Consider the following 18,835-nt stretch of genomic DNA (forward strand, 5'->3'; position numbering starts at 1 on the left):
CGCTCAGAAGAACCCTATCGGCCCCGGCGACCACCGGAACTCCACCGCCTCGCCGATGGCGGGCGGCGCGACGCGGCGGAGCCTCCCGTCGCGCCACGCCAGGAGGACGAGCCCCGGATCCTCGAGCGGCGCGCCCAGGTCGACCTCGAGCCGCACGGGCTTCCCGTCCGCGACCTCGGCGACCCGGATCGTGGCGCCGCACTGGCCGACCTCGTAGCCCGCGGCGATCGGCGAGGACGGCGCGCGGTAGAGGGTCTCGAACGCCCCGGTCAGCATCGTCCCGTCGATGCGCTCCAGGGAGAACGAGGACGGGCCTGTGCGCGTGAGGCGGTGCGTGCCCTTGTTCATCGAGAGGATCGTCCAGCAGGAGAACGAGTCGGGCGACTCCAGGGCGCGGATCGCCTGAGGGTACATGGCTGCCATGGGATCCGAGGCGGCCGCGATGAAGACCCGCTTGCGGGGCGGCGCGTCGATCTCCGCGCTGCGGGCGATGTCCTCGAGCTTGCGCGCGATATCGATGCTCGATGCGGTGGCGGCGAGGAACAGGAGCGGCGCGATGCCGAGGTGCACGGCGGCGAGGAACCCGGCGCCGGCGCGGCGGGGCCATGACGCGACGCCAGGCGAGGGCGCGCGGCGCAGCCCGCGCAGGACGACGACGGCGAGGAGCGGCGCGATCCCGAGGCCCGGCACCAGCAGCAGGCGCGACCCCGGGAAGCCCCCGAGGCTCGTGAAGAACGCGAGGAGCGCCCCGGGGACGAGCCAGCGCAAGGCGGCCCGCTCGCGCTCGGGGACCGCGGGGAGGCAAGCGCGGTAGAGGAGGGCGACACCGGCGGCCGCCGCGAGCCCGACCGCGATGAAGGGGAGCTTGGGGAGCGGGACGGAGAGATCCGCGGGCACGGCCACGAGGGCGCCGCCGATCAGGATGGGCAGCCGCTCCGCCGCGGCGGCCACGAAGGCGAGCGGGCTGCTGAGCGGGTCGATATACCCGCCGGTGTGCGCGGCGCCGCCGCCGAACGCCTTGTACGCGGCGAAGTACGCGAGGAGGCCGAGCGCCGGGAGCACGCCGACCGCCCGGGCGCGAAAGCCGTCCGCGCGGCCCGGCGGCACGGGGCCGGCGAGCTGATAGGCGATCCAGTACGCCGCGCCGCCGAGCGCCGCCTCGCCGCCGAGGAGCCCGATCCCGAGCCCGAGCGGGCCCAGGTACAGCCCGGGCCGCCACCCTTCCTCGCGGTAGCGGAGATGCGCAAGGAGCCCGAGCACCACCGGGAGCGCCGCGAGCAGCATGTGCTGGCACGCGATCCAGCCGACCGGATGAACGTGGTTCCCGCTGATCGCGAAGATCAGCGTGGCGAGCGCCGCGGTCGCGCCCGGGAGCACCCGCAGGAACAGCCTGCCCGCGGCCGCGACGAGGGCGACGTAGAGCCCTATCGAGACAAGGTGATACCCGAGCGGGGCGTCGCCGAAGACCGCGCGCTCCAGCGTGAGCAGCGCGCTCGCCAGGGGGCGGACAAGGTGGATCCTGAGCTCCGGATCGGTCCACCACGGCAGCCCGGAGATGGAGACGGCAGCCCGCGTCTCCTCCGGGGCGCCGGGGAAGAAGTTGTAGAGATCGTACCAGGGAGGCGAGCCAGGGATCAGCTTCGCGAGGTAGCAGAACAGGATGTAGTCATCGGCATAGAAGGCGATCGCCACCGTGGGCAGCGCCAGGGCGAGCGCGAGGAGCAAGACAGCCGTGAAGAAGCGAGGGTGGTTGAGCCACCGCGCGAGGCGATCGGAAGGATCCGGTTTCATTCGGGCCCGCAGCGTAGGGTACGCTGCGCGCGCCGTGTAGATGGCCCCGAGCGCCCGCGCGGCGCCGCCGCACCCCCCGGCGCGCGCTGCCTCGCGGCGCGGCCCGGACGACGTCCGCCGCGCGTGCTCGAGGGGGGTCGACGAGGAACTTCCGCGCCTGCTGCGCGGGCGGGAGCTCATCCATGTCGAGATCGTAATTGCCTGTCTCGTTCAGGTTGCTGCGGCCAATCAGGTAGCGATCGCGTCGCGCGTCGGGCCGATCGGGACGCGCCGGTCGTCCTCGCCGTGGAGCGCGACGGGCAGCGCCGCCCCCGGGCGGGGCTGCCCGTCGCTCGCGCGCGGCGAGCGAGACGAGCGACGCGAGCGCCAGCGCAGACCAGGCGTAGCAGCGGCGGAGGCGAGAGGGGCGCATCGCGCCGATGCTTGCTGAGCCCGCCGCTCGGCAGCAACAGCGAACTTCCCGGCGGCAACACCGCATCGCCTCGGCAGGATTGGCCAGCCATCGAGATCTCCCGCCATGCCGGGCATGCATGGGAGATCACACACACGAGTAAGCAGAGTTTTGGGTGCCGTTGGATTTGTCTGCTCCAGGGCGATCGTCGCGTACCTGCCCATGGACCAAGATTTTTTTTGGTTGTTAGTAAAGTGTATTTCCTACATAACTGGATCTCGCTGCTTGGCTTAGAGCGAACGAGACCTCTTGTCGCCAGGCAGCCGATGGTCGGCGCGTCGCGTCGTTGCTCCGCGTCGCCCTGCTTCAGCAGGGCGCCTCGTGGCACCCGGCGCTGCGCCTACCGTCGGCTGCCTGGTGCAGTCCGGATTGGTTCGGAGCCTTTCTTCAGGAGAGGTCGGCGACCCCACTGGCTTATCGATTGACCACCTCGTCGCTGTGGCGGCCGAGGTGTGTCTCCTGCGTACACAATCGGTCTGCTCATCAGGAGAGCTCGATGATCTCACCGGCTTGTCGATTGACCGCCTTCCCGCGGTGGCGGCGGCTGCTCGGCGCGCAGCTGAGCGTCGCAGCGCTCCTGATCTCGGGGTGTACGGGCGCCGTGGGTGATCCGCGGGGAGGCGACGGGGATGGCGTCATTCCCGGCGGGCCGGCCGGGCCCGAGGTCGCCGAGCGCAGCATGTTTCCGCGGCTGACCCACGCGCAGTGGGAGAACACGGTGCGCGACCTCCTGCGCCTCGACGACCGGCCCGGCCTCTCGGCGTCGTTCACGAGCGACCCGCTCGGCGGCGTGTTCGACAACAACGAGGCGGCGCTCCTGGTGACGCCGGGCCTCTGGGGCGATTACCAGCGCGCCGCGGAGGAGCTCGCGGCGATGGTGACCGCCGACCAGGGCAAGCTCGGTCGGATCGCGCCGGCGGACCTGCCGGACGCGCCGGACGCGCGGGCGCAGGCGTTCGTCGAGCGGTTCGGCGAGCGGGCGTTCCGGCGCCCGCTCACGGACGAGGAGCGGGACACGTACGTCGCGCTGTTCCACCGCGGCGAGGAGCTCTTCGAGGGCGAAGACCCGTTCGCCGCGGGCGTCCGCGCGGCGCTCGAGGCGTTTCTGCAGTCCCCCCATTTCATCTACCGCGTCGAGATCGGCGCCGGGCCGGCGGAGGGCGGGCTCATCCCGCTCGGCGGACACGAGATCGCGAGCAAGCTCGCCTACACCCTGTGGAACACGATGCCCTCCGACGCGCTCCTCGAGGCGGCGAAGGCGGGCGAGCTCTCGACCCGCGAGGCCGTCCGCGCCTACGCCGGGGGGATGCTCGAGGACCAGCGCGCCCGCGAGGTCGTCGGCGCGTTCCACCGGCAGCTCTACGACTACGAGCAGTACCACGACCTCAACAAGGACCAGGCGCTCTACCCCGAGTTCGTCCCCGAGATGGGCGACGACATGCAGCGCGAGGCGGAGCTCTTCGTCGATCACGTCGTCTTCGACGAGGAGGGCGGGCTCACCGACCTGCTCACCGCGCGCACCGCGTTCGTGAACGATCACCTCGCCGCGGTCTACGGCGTCGAGGGGGACTTCTCGGACGAGTTCAAGCGGGTGGAGCTCGACGAGGGGGAGCGCTCGGGGCTGCTCACGCGCCTCGGCTTCCTCGCGGCCAAGGCGACGGCGCGGCAGCCGGACTCGATCCACCGCGGCGTCTTCGTGAACCTCAGGATCCTCTGCGCCACGCTGCCGCCGCCGCCCGACGACGCGACCTCGCTGCCGCCGGGCGAGCTCGCGACCAACCGAGAGCGCGTCGAGGCGCACACGGGCAAGGGGACGTGCGGCGCGTCGTGCCACGGGCTGCTCATCAACCCCGCCGGGTTCGCCTTCGAGCACTACGACGCGATCGGCAAGTACCGCACGACCGACAACGGCGCGCCGGTCAACGCCGCGGACGCCTACACGCTCGGCGGCCAGCCGAGGAGCTACGCGGATGCGATCGAGTTCAGCCAGCTCCTCGCCGAGAGCGGCGAGGCGCACACGTGCTACGCGGAGCGCTGGCTCGAGTTCACCCACGGCCGCGGCGCGCGCGCGGAGGACCGGGCGCTCGTCGAGGAGCTCGGCGAGGCGTCGCGCGGCGGCACCTCGACCAAGGAGCTCATCGTCCGGATCGTCTCCTCCACTCCCTTCCTCGCTCGCGTTCCCGCGGAGGCGCCATGATCACCCGACGACGTGTGCTTCGAGGCCTGTTCGGCGTCACGGTGGCGCTCCCGTTCCTGGAGACGTTCGCGCCGCGCCGCGCCGCGGCCGGCGCGGGGGACGCGCCGCCCTTCGCGATCTTCATGCGCCAGGCCAACGGCGTCGCGCAGCAGGTCGGCGACGAGCCGGAGATGTTCTGGCCCAGCGCGCCGGGCCCGCTGACCGCCGAGTCGATGGCCGCGGACGCCGATCGGGCGGTCAGCGAGCTCAAGGACTACGCGAGCCGGCTGATCCTGGTGCGCGGCGTCCGCTTCGCGTTCCCGGGCAACGGGTGCGGCCACTCCGGCGGCGGCAACCAGTGCCTGACGGCCGCGCAGGTGTCGGAGGATCCGGCGGGCAACGAGTCGCTGGCGATGGGCGAGTCGATCGACAACCGCATCGCGACCGAGCTCAACCCGGCGGGCGTCGAGCCGCTGACGCTCTACGCGGGCAGGAAGGCCGGTTACATCAACGAGGTGCTCTCGTACCGCGGGCCGAAGCAGCTGCGCGCCGCCGAGCGCGACCCGTACAAGGCGTACCAGAAGCTCTTCGGGCTCGCCGAGGTGGACGCCGCGGCCGCGAAGGCGCTGGCCGCGCGCCGCGCCAGCGTGAACGACCTGGTCCGGGAGCAGATGCAGGCGCTCATGCGCCGGAAGGACCTCAGCCAGGGCGACCGCGAGCGGCTGGAGCTCCACTTCGACAGCATCCGCGACCTCGAGGTCGGGCTCGCCTGCGCGCTCCCGCCGGAGCGGGTCGCGGAGATGGAGGCGATCTCCCCGAACGTCGGCAGCCACGACAACATGGAGACCGTCGCCCGCATGCAGATGGACATCATCGCGCTCGCGATGGCGTGCGGCGCGACGCGCGCGGCGACGCTGCAGGTCGGCGACGGCAACGACGGGACCGAGTACACGATCCACGGCGTGCGGCAGAAGAGCTACCACAAGATCTCTCACCGCATCGACGGCGACGGCGAGGTCGGCCCGCCGATCGAGGGCGCGCAGGAGCTGCACCACCAGATCGACCGCATCCACGCGCGGATCTTCAAGCACCTGCTCGACAGGCTCTCGTCGTACGATCTCGGCTCGGGGACGCTCCTCGACCGCGGCGTGGCCGTGTGGCTCAACGACAACGCCGACAAGTACCACTCCTACTCGAGGGTCCCGTACATCCTCGCCGGCGGCGCCGCGGGTTACCTGAAGACCGGCCAGTTCATCGACCAGCGGGTCACCAACAACAAGCTGCTCAACACGATCGGCGCGGCCGTCGGCTGCACGAACGGCCAGGGCGGCCCGCTCGACGACTTCGGCGACGAGAGCCTCGAAGGCGGGCTAGTCGACGCAATCGTTGCCTGAGCGAGGAGCTCGCCCGCTGCGGAGACGGGCCCACCTCGACGTTTTCGGTGCTCAGCGTACATGAGTACGCCTCCGCGCCGAAAACGCCGATCTGGGCCCGTCTCCTGTGCGGGCGAGCTCCGCCGGCGCTTGGGTAATCGGGGAGGGGCGGGTCAGCCGAGGAGCTCGACCGCGACCTCGACGGTGGTCTTCTCGCCGCTCGGGCCGCGGAGCACGTCGACCTTCACCTTCTCGCCCGGCTTCTTGCCGTCGAGCGCGTTGTACAGCCCGTCATAGTCCTGGACGGGCGTTCCGTCGATCCCGACGATCACGTCGCCCAGCACGAGCCCGCGATCGCCCTCGGAGAGGCCGCGCAGGCCCGCCTTGTCGGCGGGGCCACCCGGGACGATGGCCATGATGATGACGCCGCGGATGCCGTTGCGCCGCTCCAGGCGGCGGGACTGATCGAGCTGGATGCCGAGGCCGACCGTCTCGGCCTTCCCGGTCTTGATGATCTGCGGGACGATCCGCGCGATCGTCGTCGACGGCACGGCGAAGCCGATGCCGGCGGAGCTGCCGCTCTTCGAGAAGATCATCGTGTTCATCCCGATGAGGTGCCCGCTCGAGTCGAGCAGGGGGCCGCCGGAGTTGCCCGGGTTGATCGCGGCGTCCGTCTGGATCATGTCGCGGATGGTCACCTCGCCCACGCCCTGGACCTGGCGGCCGAGCGCGCTGATGATGCCGGTCGTCAGCGTGTGATCGAGGCCGAACGGGTTGCCGATCGCGATCGCCTTCTGCCCGACCTCGAGCGGCTCGCGCAGGGGCGCGACCTGGATCGGCCTCAGCATGTCCTTGGGGGCGTCGATCTTGATGACCGCGATGTCCTTGCGCGGCTCGACGCCGACGAGCTTCGCCGGGAACGTCTTCTCCCCCTGGAGCCGGACGACGAGCGACTGCGCGCCGGCCACGACGTGGTAGTTCGTGACGACGTGCCCGTCGGTGTCCCAGACGAAGCCGGAGCCCGAGCCCGCGGGCACCTCGACGGCCGTCCCCCAGAAGCGGTCCACGACGAGCCGCTGCTGCGTCACGAACACCGTCGAGGGCGCGACGTCGCGGAACACGGCGATCGAGTTGCGCTCGTCCTCGATGAGCGCGCCCTTCGAGGGCGGGACGGGCGGCGGCGTCGTGTCGATCGTCGCCGACGTCGCCGGCGCGTCGGGGACCTTCGTCGCGTCGGGCGACGGGCCGCTGGGGCCGGGCTTCCCCTTGCATCCAGCGGAGGCGGCGAGCGCGGCGACGACGAGGACGACAGGGAGTCGAGCGTGGCTGCGGTGGCGCATGCGGCGCAATCTAGCTTGCTATCGGCGAGGCGTCTCCCCTGCGGCGCGCCGTCGGCCTGCGCGGCGGCGCGGCAGTCTGCCGCGCGCAACGAATGCGCGGAACCGACGCGCGGAACCGATGCGCAGGACGGTCGCGCTCCGGCATCGGCGCGCGTCGGCGTCGGATCGGATCCTGGGATGCAAAAGGGCGAAGTTGCGGTAGAGGTGGCCTTGACGGATGAAGCCCATGACGCCCTCACCAACGAAATTTCAGACGACCCCCCCTGTCGCGAAGGAGCCCGTCAAGGTGCTCCTGCTCGAGAACATCCACCAGAGCGCGCACGAGCTGTTCCGGTCGCGATCATTCGAGATCGAGACGCGGAGCTCTGCGCTGAAGGAAGACGAGCTCATCGCCGCGCTCGCGGGCGTGGACATGCTCGGCATCCGGAGCAAGACGCACGTCACCGCGCGCGTGCTGGAGAAGGCGGACAAGCTGCTCTCCATCGGGTGCTTCTGCATCGGCACGAACCAGGTCGACCTCGATGCGGCGAACCGGCGCGGGGTGCCGGTGTTCAACGCGCCGTTCAGCAACACGCGCAGCGTCGCCGAGATGATCATCGCCGAGTCCATCATGCTGGCCCGGCAGCTCGGGGACAGGTCGCGCGAGGTGCACGCGGGGACATGGAAGAAGGTCTCGAAGGCCTGCTACGAGATCCGCGGCAAGACGATCGGCCTCATCGGCTACGGCCACATCGGCCAGCAGCTCGGCGTGCTCGCCGAGGCGATGGGGATGCGCGTGGTCTACTACGACATCGCCCAGAAGCTCCCGATGGGCAACAACCGCGCGCTGCCGACACTGCAGGCGCTGCTCGAGGAGTCGGATTTCGTCTCGCTCCACGTGCCGGCCACGCCGGAGACGCGGAACATGATCGGCGCCGCCGAGCTCGCGCACATGCGCAAGGGCGCGTACCTGCTCAACGCGAGCCGCGGCTCGGTCGTCGTGATCCCGGAGCTGGCCGAGGCGCTGAGGCGCGGCCACCTCGCGGGCGCGGCGATCGACGTCTACCCGGAGGAGCCGGAGTCGAACTCCGACGGCTTCCTGACCGAGCTGCAGAAGCTCCCGAACGTGATCCTGACGCCGCACATCGGCGGCTCGACCGAGGAGGCGCAGGAGGCGATCGGCCGCGAGGTGTCGCGCGCGCTGACGCAGTTCGTGACCACCGGGGCGACGACGGGCGCGGTGAACTTCCCGAACGTCGAGCTCCCGCCGCTCAAGGCCACGCACCGCATCCTCAACGTCCACCGCAACGTGCCTGGCGTGCTCCGCGACGTGAACCGCATCGTGTCGGACGTGAACGCCAACATCGACAGCCAGGTCCTGTCGACCGACGCCAACATCGGTTACCTGATCATGGACCTGTCGCAGGACGTGTCCGCGGAGGTGGGCCGGCGCATCGGGGCCCTGGAGACGAGCCTCCGCACCCGCGTGCTCTACTGAAGCCGCGTCGGGCCGGGGCGCCGCCGCGCCCCGGCCGGCGTCCCCGGCCCCGGGAGGTGCCCCGCCTTGTCGCCGCCGTTCACGATCCAGCCGGGGCCGCGGCCGCAGATCCGGATCGAGGAGGTCGCCAAGCGCGCTCGCGTCTCGCCCGCGACCGTCAGCCGCGTGGTGAACGGCAGGGGCAAGTACAGCGCGGAGACCCGGGAGCGCGTGCTGGCCGTGATCGACGAGCTCGGTTACGTGCCGAACACCGCCGCCAGGAGCCTCGCGCAGGGGAAGACGGGTGTCCTCGGCCTGCTCCTGCCGAACGTCAGCACCGAGTTCATCTCCAGCCTCGTGCGGGCCATCGCCGCCTCGGCGGCCGAGGCCGGCTATGACGTGCTGCTCTCCGTGAGGCCGGAGGCGCCGGCGCGGCGCCTCGTCGGGCGGCACAACACGGACGGGGTGCTCCTCTTCGGCCACTACGTCCACGAGGCCGATCTCCAGCAGCTGGTCCACCAGGAGTGCCCGGCGGTGCTCCTGTACCAGTCGTCGCCCGCGGACGTCCCGCTGCCCAGCGTGATCATCAAGAACGCCTCCGGCGCGCGCGCCATCGTGGGGCACCTGATCGAGGCGCACGCCCGGCGCCGGATCGCCTTCCTCCACGGCGTCTCGGAGAGCGAGGACTCGACGACGCGCGCGGAGGGGTACCGGGAGGCGCTCGCCGAGCACGGCATCGCCGTGGATCCGCGCCTGATGCGCCGCGGCTTCGACGCGCGGGAGGCGCGGGCCGCGACGCTCGCGTGGGTGCGCGAGGGGGTCGACTTCGACGCGATCTTCGCGTGGTGCGACCACGCCGCGGCCGGCGCGATGGAGGCGCTGCGCGCCGCGGGCAAGCGCGTGCCCGTGGAGATCTCGGTCGTCGGCTTCGACGACGCGCCGTCGGCGCGCCACCTCGAGCCCGCGCTCACGACGGTGCGCGCGCCGACGGACGGGGTGGGCTACCGCGCGGTGCAGGCGCTGGTGGACCTCATCCAGACGGGCAAGGCCGAGCGGAGGATCGAGCTGCCGACGGAGCTGATCGTCCGGCGGTCGTGCGGCTGCGATCTCTGAGCCCGGCGAGGATCCGCGATCGGGCGCCTCGCCGTGTGCCGCCGCGAGCTGGCGAATCTGCGCGGCGAGCGGGGCTGTTTCTACGTCGATCGCCGCGCGATGGGGAGAGCGCTATTCATTCCAGACCGGGACGCTGGCGCGCTCTCCGGCGCTGGGCCGCGCGGCCGGGTCGTCACCCGCGAAGACGACGGTGAACACGACGAACGCGGCCCACAGGACCGCGAGGTGGTAGATCATCGCGATGCCGCCCGCGGCCTGGTAAATGGCGCTCGACGCCGGGGGGCCGAGGAGCATCCCGGCGGCGTAGAAGACGTTGTAGATCGAGTTCGCGCGGCTGTAGTCGCGCGGCGCGGTGACGACGCCCTGGAGCGCCAGGCTGAGCGGCGATATCGACGCGAGCGTCGCCCCCGCGACGAACACGGCCACGCACATCGCGTCGTAGCGATCGAGGTACACGAAGCCGAGGATCATCAGCGTGCCGATCGTGCCGAGCGCGCGCATGAGCAGGAGGTGGCCGCGGCGGTCGCCGATCCGGCCAAAGACGTTGGTGAAGAGGAGCATGCCCACCGCGAAGTAGGCGGGGATCTGGATCGTCTGATCGCGCGTGACCCCCTTTTCCGCCATCAGGTAGAGCGGGAGGAACAGCACGACCGACGCCTGGAAATAGCCGTAGGCGAAGGTCGCGAAGCACGCGGTCTTGATGCGCCAGAGGATCGAGGCGGAGGACGCCGAGGGCTCCGCCCCGCTCGCCGCGCCGGCCTTCCCGTGGGCCTCGGACATGCCCGGCAGGTCGCGGTCGAGGCGCGCGAGCACGAGGACGGCCGAGATCAGCGAGATCACGCACGAGAGGAGGAACGCCGCGGGCATCGAGGAGAGCGCGACGATGTGCGGCGCGCAGAGCGGCCCGAGGACGTAGCCGAGCGCCATCGACACGGCGTAGAGGCTCGTGACGAACGCCTTGTTGTCCCTGTCCGACCGGGCGAGCAGGATCGTCTCGCAGCTCACCCAGATGCCGACCGAGCAGGCCCCGTCGAGGAAACGCACCGCGGCGATGGCGGCGAAGCTCGGCAGGAAGGGGAAGGCGCCGACCGCCGCCGCGTACCCGACCAGCGCGAGCACCAGCGTGGCCCTCGCCGAGAACCGGCGGATGAGCGTGTCCATCGGCAGCGAGAGCAGGACGATGCCGAGCGCGAAGCACGACGCGAGCAGGCCGATGTCGGTCTTGGTGAACCCGCGCGCATCGAGGAAGACCGCCGTGAGCGAGATGGCGATGCCGTACGCGAGACCGAGGAGGAAGATCGCGCCAAAGACGAGCCAGATGTTGCGATCAGGGATGCGGCGGAGCATGAGCGCCCGCCAGGTTCGATCGGTCGCTCCGCCGTGTCAAACGGGTACGTGCGTCAGGAAACGCGCCTCGCCGGCGGTCGCGCCGCGCGCGCTGCCCCGCGAGGGCGTCAGCGCAGGAACTCGAGGAGGAGCTGATTGACCTTCTCCGGCCTGTCGTAGTGCACGAAGTGGCTCGCGTCGGGGATGCGGGCGACTCGGGCGTTCGGGACCAGCGCCGGATCCGGCGCGGCGAGCTCGGCGCCGAGATAGCGATCGTGCTCGCCCCAGATCACCTGCACCGGGATGTCGATGCGGGGCGGCCCGCCGAGCTCGCGAAGGCTGCCCGGGCGGAAGAGGGCCCGGTAGTAGTTGATCATCGCCGTGAGCGCGCCGGGCTGCGACCACGCCTCGACGTAATGGGCGAGATCCTCGTCGCTCACCGCGCCCGGGCGCCGCGGGTCGTCCTTCACCGCCGCGCGGAGCCACGCAAAATCGTCCTTCCGCGCGGCGAGCTCCGGGAGCTTCGGGAGCTGGAAGAAGAACATGTACCAGCTCTTGCGGAGCTGCCGCGCCGTGCGGAACCCGGCGAACAGCCGCCCGGGGTGCGGGCAGTTGAGGACGACCAGCCGCTCGAGGAGCGCCGGATACCGCGCCGCGAACCCCCAGGCGACGCCGCCGCCCCAGTCGTGGCCGACCACCGCGGCGGCGCGCTCCGCGCCGGAAGCCTGGATCAGCGCGGCCACGTCCGCGGTGAGCTCGGCGATCGCGTACGCGGCGACGCCCTCGGGCTTGTCCGAGAGGTTGTAGCCGCGCATGTCGGGCGCGATGACGCGGTAACCCGCCTCGACCAGCGCGGGTATCTGGTGGCGCCACGAGTACCAGATCTCGGGAAAGCCGTGGAGGAGCACGACGAGCGGCCCGTCGCCCGCCTCGACGTAGTGGAGGCGCACGCCGCCGTGCTCGGTGAACCGGTGCGAGAGCTTGGATTCGTCGAGGGTCATCGTCTCTCCTTGCGCAGATTCCGTCGAGCGGCCGCCGGCGCTCTGCCGCGCGGTCACGGGGTGAATCGATGGTTGCTACATGGGGGTCCGGGGTCGTGGCGAGCGGAGCGGAGGGGGCGAGCGGGAGGCGCTCAAACGTCGATGATCTTGCCCGGGTTCATGAGGTTCAGCGGATCGAGCGCCCGCTTGATCGACCGCATGATCGCGAGCTCCTCGGCCGAGCGCGAGTAGGGCAGGTAATCCTTCTTGAGCAGGCCGATGCCGTGCTCGGCGGAGATGCTGCCGTGGTACTTCTTCACGAGCGAGAAGATGGCGTGATCCGCCTCGTGGGTGCGCTTCAGGAACTCCTCGCGCGTGAGGTCGTCGGGCTTCATCACGTTGATGTGGAGGTTGCCGTCGCCGATGTGGCCGAAGAGCGCGATCTCCCACCCTGGATAGCGGGCCTCGAAGAGGCTCTCGAGCTCGGAGCAGAAGCCCTCGAGCTCCTGGATGGGGAGGGACACGTCGTTCTTGTGCGGCAGCCCGGTCGCCGACAGGCTCTCGCTGATCCCTTCGCGGAGCGCCCAGAGCTCGGCGGCCTGCGCGCCGTGCTGCGCGAGCGTGCCGTCGGTGACCAGCCCGCGCTCGAACAGCGAGGTGATCCACGCCTCGAGCGCCTCGGGCTCGCCGCGCTCGACCTCGATGAGCACATAGTAGTCCGACGGCGCGGAGAGCGGCACACGCACGTTCCGGTGGCGTCGCAGGCGTGCCTGGCACTTCTCGGTGAAGAACTCGTAGGCCATCACCACGAACGGCCCCGTCCGGGCCTCGCGGAACAGCGCGAGCACGCCGGCGAGGTCGGGCACCGCGAACAGGAACACGTTGAGCGCCTCGGGCACCCGCGTGAGCTTGAGCGTCGCCTCGGTGATGATGCCGAGCGTGCCCTCGCTGCCGATGAACAGCTGGCGCAGGTCGATCCCCGTGTTGTTCTTCTCGAGCGCGCCGTTCAGCTCGAGCACGGCGCCGCTCGCGGTGACGACGGTGAGCCCGAGGACCCACTGGCGCGTCAGGCCATAGCGGATGACCTTCACGCCGCCGGCGTTCGTGGCGATGTTGCCGCCGACCTGGCTCGACCCCTTCGAGGCGAAGTCGACAGGCCAGGTGAGGCCGTGCGGCGCGACGTGCTGGTGCACCGCCTCGGTCACCGCGCCGGCCTCGACCCGCACGGTCGCGCCGAGGACGTCGACCGGGCCCATCTTGCGCATCCGATCGAGTGACACGACGAGCTCGCCCCTGGCCGCCACGGCGCCGGCGGCGAGCCCCGTGCGGCCGCCGGAGGGCACGACCGGGACGCGGTGCTCGGAGCAGAGGCGGAGCAGCCGCGAGACCTCGTCGGTCGACCGCGGCAGCGCGAGGGCCGAGGGCCTGGGCTCGTGGACCTTGGTCCAGTCGCGGCCGAACGTCGCGAGATCGGCGGCGTCCGTCGAGAGGAAATCCGCGGGGAACTCACGCTGGATGGCCTCGAGGAAGGGGCCGGGGAGGCCGGTAAGTGGGCTCATGTTCGGCTCGGTACTGCGGAGCGGTGGCGAGGGCAAGGGCAGGCGATCTCCGCATCCCACCCCGAGGCCGGCGCGCCGAGCGGGTCGCTTCGCCGGCGGGAGTCCGCGCGGCGCGCCGCGCGAGCGTTGCGGCGCCACGACCGACAGGGCATCTTGATCGAGGAGCGCGCATGGACAGGGCGGACCTCGCGGCAATCGTGGCGACCATGGCGGTGCTGGCGCTGGCCGCGTGCGAGCGCGCTGCCAGCGAGGCGCCGCGTGGACCCAGCGCCGCGGGCGCGGCCGAGGGCGACGGGGGCGGCGCGGCCGAGGGCGGCGGGGGCGGCGCGGCCGAGGGCGGCGCGGCCGAGGGCGGCGGGCACGGCGCCACCCCGGAGCCGCTCGCGGCGAGCAGCGGCGCGTCGGGCGCGAGCGAGCAAGGGAACGCGGGCGGGCAGGGCGGCGGCGCGGGCGGCGCGCTGAGCTGGGCGCCGGTCGAGACGGACTGGTGCTCGGCAGGGTGGATCGGCCTGGACGACCACACCTGCTTCCATGTGCCGGAGACCGCGCTCCGCGGCGCGCCGATCCTTTATGTGCTGCACGGGGCCATGGCGCCCGACTCGCTGCCCGTGGCCCTGCAGGCCACCGCCGCGGAGGCCGCCGAGGCGCTCGGCGCCGTCGCCGTGTTCCCGCGCGGGAGACCAGGGCTCTGCACCTGGGATCCGTCCGTGGAGACCTACTCCTGCTGGCCGACGCGCCGCGAGACCGTCGACGCCGAGGCGCCCGCCCTGCTCGAAGAGTGGATGCGCGCAGAGGCGCTGATGGCGCGGATCCTCGGCAGGACGTTCGGCGGGCGTTATGTCATGGGCTTCTCCAACGGCGGCTATTTCGCGAGCTACGTGGCGCTCGAAGGCCTCGTCGCCGTCAACGGCGCGGCGCTCGTCGGCGCGGGGCGCATGGTCATCGAGGAGCACCTGTTCTCCGAGGAGCGGCCGCCGATCTTCATCGCCGTCGGCGTGCTCGAGCTCGCCTCCACCATCGCGAGCGCCGAGAACCTCGCCGACGTGCTGACGCAGCACGGCTGGGAGCACGAGCTCGTTGTGCACCCGGGGCGCGGCCACGAGATCCACGCCGACGATTTCTCTCGAGCCTGGGAGACCTGGATCGCCGCGCCCTGAGCGGCCCCGCGCCGCCGCCGCGCTCGCCCGGCGGAGGATGGGGTCGACTCGACAGGACCCCTGACGCTCGCGACGCGGGATGCCCGGAGCGTCCTTTTTGAGCACTCTTGCGTACACGAGCGCAGAGGAGATGGGCTGAGCGCGCCGATCGGGGCGGCGCTGATGGCCTGAGGACGGCGAACGCATCTGCGGTGTTGTCGCCCATTGTCTCACGTTGTCGGCGCGGAGGCTCGACATCGTCGGAGACGCCTCGTCGACGCGCGCCGCGCCGAGAAATCCGCAGCGCGCGAAAGGCGTGTTATTGCCGGAGCCGCCGCGTTGCGCGAGGCGCGCCGGGCGCGCCTGGAAGCGCCTTCTCTGCGCAGTGATCCGGCGCGGGGGATACGCAGGATCACCGCGGGGTCGTGCGCTGTTTAGGAATGTCGGTTTGTCGTTGCCTCGCGCCCGCAGCGCGCGCCCTCGAGCGGCAGGCTCTGCACACCAGCTCTCGGGCATGAGCGCTGCTCTCTCCGCAACCCGACTGGCGCGACGGTCCTGCAGACGTCGCGGGCCGGGCAAGGAGGAGAAATGGTCGAGCTGTTGAATACCAGGTTGATGTGCGTCGCGATGGCGATGGCGGCGCTGACCACCGGGTGCGCGGTGGGCGCGGGCGAGGCGGACGTCGACGCGCGTGATGCGGACGAGGCCGTGACGGTGGAGGAGGCCTCCCAGGCGCTGTCCGGCGACGTCACCGGGGCGCGGAGCTGCAACGGCGCCCCCGGGGGCTTCACCGACCCGAGCTGGGGCTGGGGCAATCCGGGCTTTGCGAACGGGGGCTGGAACGCGGGCTGCGGCAATGGGGTCTTCCCAGGCTGGAACAGCTGGGGTAACCCGGGCTGGAACAACTGGGGCAACTTCGGGAACTACAGGCCTTACGGCTGGAACAGCCCCTGGGGCGGCTTCAAGCCGCCGTGCGGCAGGCCCGGCTGGGGCGGCGGCTGCGGCAGGTTCTAGCGCGAAGCTCCTGGAGGCCAGGCGCCCCGGGGGGGGCTCCGGCTCGGCGACGGCCGTGCAGCTGACGGCCACGTTCCAGGGCCCCCCACCTGTCGCATTTTAGGACATCACCGCCTGGCAGGCGCACGTGGCGCGGCAAACGGGTTGAAACCCCGGAAAAGAACAGGAATTTGAACCGCCAAGCGCGCCAAGGACGCCAAGATCGTGGTTTGTACTTGGCGTCCTTGGCGCCTTGGCGGCTCATTTCTCGCTCGATCGACGTGATCGGTGTCCTGGGTCCGGCGGCCCAGCCGCTGCCCAGCCCGTTGCACACCTCGGCGCAGATCGCGCGCCGAGGCGCGGTGCCTGCGCTCGCGCCAGGCCCGACAGCCCTCGTCGCATGGCGGATCGCTTCTTGCTCCCTCCGGAGCGCGCCGGAGCGCCGGCGTCCTCGAGGAACGCTCGCCATGATGTCTTTTGCGACCCCCGTCTCGCGTTACATGACCTGTGAAGTCATCGCGGCGTCCGACATGACGCCGCTGCCAGAGGTGCACCGCACGCTGGGCGAGCGCGCGATTTCCTGCGTTCCGATCCTGGACGCGGCGTCGCGCGCGATCGGCGTGCTGTCGCGCACCGACCTGCTCCGGCTCGGCAGGTTCGAGACGAAGACGAACAGCCGAGGAATGCTGCTCACGTTGCCCGATGTCCCGGCGCGGGCCGTGCTGCGCCCGGGCATCATCACCGTCGGGCGCGCGACGCTGGTCGCGCAGGCGGCGAGCGTGCTGCTGAAGCACCGTATCCATCGCGTGTTCGTCCGCGAGGACGAGGCCTTGACCGGCGTGTTCAGCACCAAGGATCTCCTGCTCTCCCTGGTCGAGGCGCGGGACCCGACGCCGATCGGCGGGCTCATGTCGGCGCCCGCGTACACGATCCCGCTCGACGCGCCGCTCGCGCTCGCCGCCGACCGGCTGACGACGGCGCAGGTGAGCGGGCTCGTGGTGGTGGATCCCGGCGGGTGGCCGGTGGGGATGTTCACCCAGACCGAGGCGCTGCTCGCGCACGGCGTGCTGTCCGATTCACCGGTCGAGGACGTGATGAGCCCGGCCATGGTCTGCCTCGACGTCCGGACGCCGCTCCACCGCGCCGCGGCCGCCGCGCACGCGGCGCAGGCGCGGCGCGTGCTCGTGGTGCAGGGGCGGCGGCTCCGCGGCGTGCTGACGGGGCTGGACTTCGCGCGCGCCGTCGCAGGGACGGGCGTGATCACCATGGCCGCGAGATCCAGGGCGGGATAACGCCGGCCGCGGCGAACGCGGCCTCACCGCGCGGCGGCGCGGGTCGCCATCCGCTCGACGACCCCGTCGGCGTCGGCGGTCAGGCGCGCGGCGAGCGCGCGGGCGGCGGCGGGCGAGGCCGACGCGACCCCCTCGACGGCGCCGAGCCGCGCGCGGCGCGGGAGGCCCGGGTCCGCGGCGAGGGCCTGGAGCTCCGTGATCACGCGCGCCGAGGCGGAGGAACGCGTGGCGGCGCGGCCCGCCGCGGTGAGGGCGCGCGCCCTCACGTACGCCGGCGCGCCGGGATCGCGGCCGACCGCGAGCAGCCGATCGGCGTCGGCGCCGGCCGCGCGGAGCAGCTCGTCGAAATCCGCGCCCCGGGCCGCGCTCTGGCCGCAGAAGTGCCCCGCGAGCAGCGCCGCTGCGTGCGGCGGGAGCGCGGCGGTGGAGGCGAGGCGGTCCGGCGCGAACGAGCGAGCCCCCTCGCCCGGAGCAGGCGGCGCGATGGGCGCTCCGCTCGCCGGCGTGTCCGCGTCGGCCGGGAGCGGGACGGCCGCCCCGCCGCCCTGCTCGACGATCCCGCGGTAGAGCGCGCTCGCCCGCACGATCGCCGTCTGTTGCGGCGTCATCGTGCCCGAGAAGTCGCCCCCCGTCGGGAACATGAGATTCCCGAAATCCGGGCAACGCTCCATCAGCGACCCCACGTCGCCGCACTGCGAGGTGTCGTCCAGCGGGTCGCCGAAGTCAGCGTCGAACTCGGTCGTGTGGAACAGCCCGGCGAGGTGGCCGAGCTCATGGCGCAGGATGATGGTGTCGACCGAGGGCTCCTCGTAGAGCGTGACCACGATGCCGCTCAGGTGGGTGCCGTGCTCGACCGCGACCGAGGGCACGGCGGGCGTCACGCCGGACGCCTGCGCAATGCTCCCCCCGAACGCCGTCACCGCGATCACGTTGAGGGCCGGACGGCCGGGGGCGCCGGCCGTCTGCTCGAGCACGCCGGGGAGGACCGCTTCATCGACGAACTCCCACTCCGAGCCGATGTGGTGGACGTTGATGCTGCCCACGCCGAGGCCCGCGTACCCCTCGTACGCAGAGAGCAGCGCGCGCCGCATGTACTGCTCGGAGACCGCGTCGCCGGCGATGAAGGCGTTGATGTCGATCTTCCCGCCGTGAAAGCGCCCGTCGAGCGTCTGGCGGTGCCACACCGAGAGGCGCACCGGCTCCGCCAGGGGGCCGACTCCGCCGTTGCCGAGCTTGATCCAGTAGACGCCCGGCGCGAGCGGCGCGGATGCGTCCGCGCCAGTCTGGGGGACGGCCGCCGCGCCGATGCCCTGGTTGAAGAAGGCGGCCATCGTGCCTCGGATGGTGTAGTCGGCCGCCAGCAGCCTGCCGTCGGGGCCGCGGATGCTCTCGATCCCGATCGGCTCGAAGCTCGGCGATGACGCCATGATCTCGGCGACGGCCGTGAAGCCCAGGGTGCCCGGCTGGATGATCACCGAGACGGTGCCGCCGACCTCGACGTTGATGTGCTCTTCCTTGACGAGGGGCGGAATCGGTGGGGCCCCCCCCTCGCCGGTGCTGCCGCCTTGACCGGCACCGGAGGCGCCTTGCGGCGCAGAGCTCGCGGTGTCTCCCGAGCTCCAGGAGCCGCCGGAGCCGCCTGTGCCGTCGGGCGGCGGCTCGAACCCGTCGACCACCACCCTGCCGCCGCAGGCGCCCGCGACGAGGGCCGCGAGCGCGCCCGCGGCGAGGAGCGCGCCTCCGCGCACCTGCGTTGCCCGGCGCTCGCCGCCCGGCTTCCCGTCCACGCGAGACGGATCGATGGCGCTCGATGCCGGTGCAAGCGACGTTGACATAAGCATGCTCCTGC

At 71.8% G+C, this 18,835-nt stretch carries 13 protein-coding genes; 7 read left to right on the plus strand and 6 right to left on the minus strand.

The window, feature by feature from the left end:
* Positions 1 to 3 precede the first annotated feature (3 nt).
* Complete coding sequence (locus ACSRUE_RS27380; RefSeq protein WP_441286161.1) at positions 4 to 1,791, minus strand: hypothetical protein; 1,788 nt, start codon at positions 1,789 to 1,791, stop codon at positions 4 to 6.
* A gap of 947 nt (positions 1,792 to 2,738) precedes the next feature.
* Between ACSRUE_RS27380 and ACSRUE_RS27385 the strand changes: the two genes are divergently transcribed.
* Entirely contained in the window at positions 2,739 to 4,439 is a 1,701-nt protein-coding gene (locus ACSRUE_RS27385) for a DUF1592 domain-containing protein (RefSeq protein WP_441286162.1), read from the plus strand.
* Positions 4,436 to 5,812 carry a DUF1552 domain-containing protein gene (locus ACSRUE_RS27390; RefSeq protein WP_441286163.1) on the plus strand — a complete coding sequence of 459 codons (1,377 nt, stop codon included), beginning with the start codon at positions 4,436 to 4,438 and terminating at the stop codon, positions 5,810 to 5,812. Before ACSRUE_RS27385 ends, ACSRUE_RS27390 begins: the two co-directional genes overlap by 4 nt.
* Before the next feature lie 152 nt (positions 5,813 to 5,964).
* On the opposite strand, the gene ACSRUE_RS27395 is transcribed toward ACSRUE_RS27390, so the two are convergent.
* The gene (locus ACSRUE_RS27395; protein WP_441286164.1) at positions 5,965 to 7,131 is read right to left on the minus strand and encodes a S1C family serine protease; all 1,167 of its coding nucleotides are present in this window, start codon (positions 7,129 to 7,131) and stop codon (positions 5,965 to 5,967) included.
* A 217-nt stretch (positions 7,132 to 7,348) separates the two neighbouring features.
* Between ACSRUE_RS27395 and serA the strand changes: the two genes are divergently transcribed.
* Together serA and ACSRUE_RS27405 are read left to right on the plus strand one after the other, a co-directional pair.
* Complete coding sequence (gene serA / locus ACSRUE_RS27400; protein WP_441286165.1) at positions 7,349 to 8,608, plus strand: phosphoglycerate dehydrogenase; 1,260 nt, start codon at positions 7,349 to 7,351, stop codon at positions 8,606 to 8,608.
* A gap of 66 nt (positions 8,609 to 8,674) precedes the next feature.
* The gene (locus ACSRUE_RS27405) at positions 8,675 to 9,700 is read left to right on the plus strand and encodes a LacI family DNA-binding transcriptional regulator (protein ID WP_441286166.1); all 1,026 of its coding nucleotides are present in this window, start codon (positions 8,675 to 8,677) and stop codon (positions 9,698 to 9,700) included.
* 111 nt (positions 9,701 to 9,811) lie between these two features.
* On the opposite strand, the gene ACSRUE_RS27410 is transcribed toward ACSRUE_RS27405, so the two are convergent.
* From ACSRUE_RS27410 to ACSRUE_RS27420, 3 genes are all read right to left on the minus strand, one after another.
* A complete protein-coding gene (locus ACSRUE_RS27410) occupies positions 9,812 to 11,047 on the minus strand; it encodes an MFS transporter (protein ID WP_441286167.1) in 1,236 nt (411 codons plus the stop codon).
* Positions 11,048 to 11,154: 107 nt separating this feature from the next.
* Positions 11,155 to 12,027, minus strand: a complete 873-nt coding sequence (locus ACSRUE_RS27415; RefSeq protein WP_441286168.1) for an alpha/beta fold hydrolase — start codon at positions 12,025 to 12,027, stop codon at positions 11,155 to 11,157.
* A 131-nt stretch (positions 12,028 to 12,158) separates the two neighbouring features.
* Positions 12,159 to 13,565 carry an FAD-binding oxidoreductase gene (locus ACSRUE_RS27420; RefSeq protein ID WP_441286169.1) on the minus strand — a complete coding sequence of 469 codons (1,407 nt, stop codon included), beginning with the start codon at positions 13,563 to 13,565 and terminating at the stop codon, positions 12,159 to 12,161.
* A 170-nt stretch (positions 13,566 to 13,735) separates the two neighbouring features.
* Between ACSRUE_RS27420 and ACSRUE_RS27425 the strand changes: the two genes are divergently transcribed.
* From ACSRUE_RS27425 to ACSRUE_RS27435, 3 genes are all read left to right on the plus strand, one after another.
* On the plus strand, positions 13,736 to 14,722 hold the full coding sequence (locus ACSRUE_RS27425) for an alpha/beta hydrolase (protein WP_441286170.1): 987 nt from the start codon (positions 13,736 to 13,738) through the stop codon (positions 14,720 to 14,722).
* Positions 14,723 to 15,289: 567 nt separating this feature from the next.
* A complete protein-coding gene (locus ACSRUE_RS27430) occupies positions 15,290 to 15,715 on the plus strand; it encodes a hypothetical protein (protein WP_441286171.1) in 426 nt (141 codons plus the stop codon).
* Between the two features lie 446 nt (positions 15,716 to 16,161).
* Positions 16,162 to 16,986 carry a CBS domain-containing protein gene (locus tag ACSRUE_RS27435; protein WP_441286172.1) on the plus strand — a complete coding sequence of 275 codons (825 nt, stop codon included), beginning with the start codon at positions 16,162 to 16,164 and terminating at the stop codon, positions 16,984 to 16,986.
* 23 nt (positions 16,987 to 17,009) lie between these two features.
* Here the strand turns inward: ACSRUE_RS27435 and ACSRUE_RS27440 are convergent, their stop codons facing one another.
* Complete coding sequence (locus tag ACSRUE_RS27440; RefSeq protein ID WP_441286173.1) at positions 17,010 to 18,821, minus strand: hypothetical protein; 1,812 nt, start codon at positions 18,819 to 18,821, stop codon at positions 17,010 to 17,012.
* Positions 18,822 to 18,835 lie beyond the last annotated feature (14 nt).

Source organism: Sorangium sp. KYC3313, from assembly GCF_052075895.1.
Lineage (GTDB): Bacteria > Myxococcota_A > Polyangia > Polyangiales > Polyangiaceae > Sorangium > Sorangium cellulosum_B.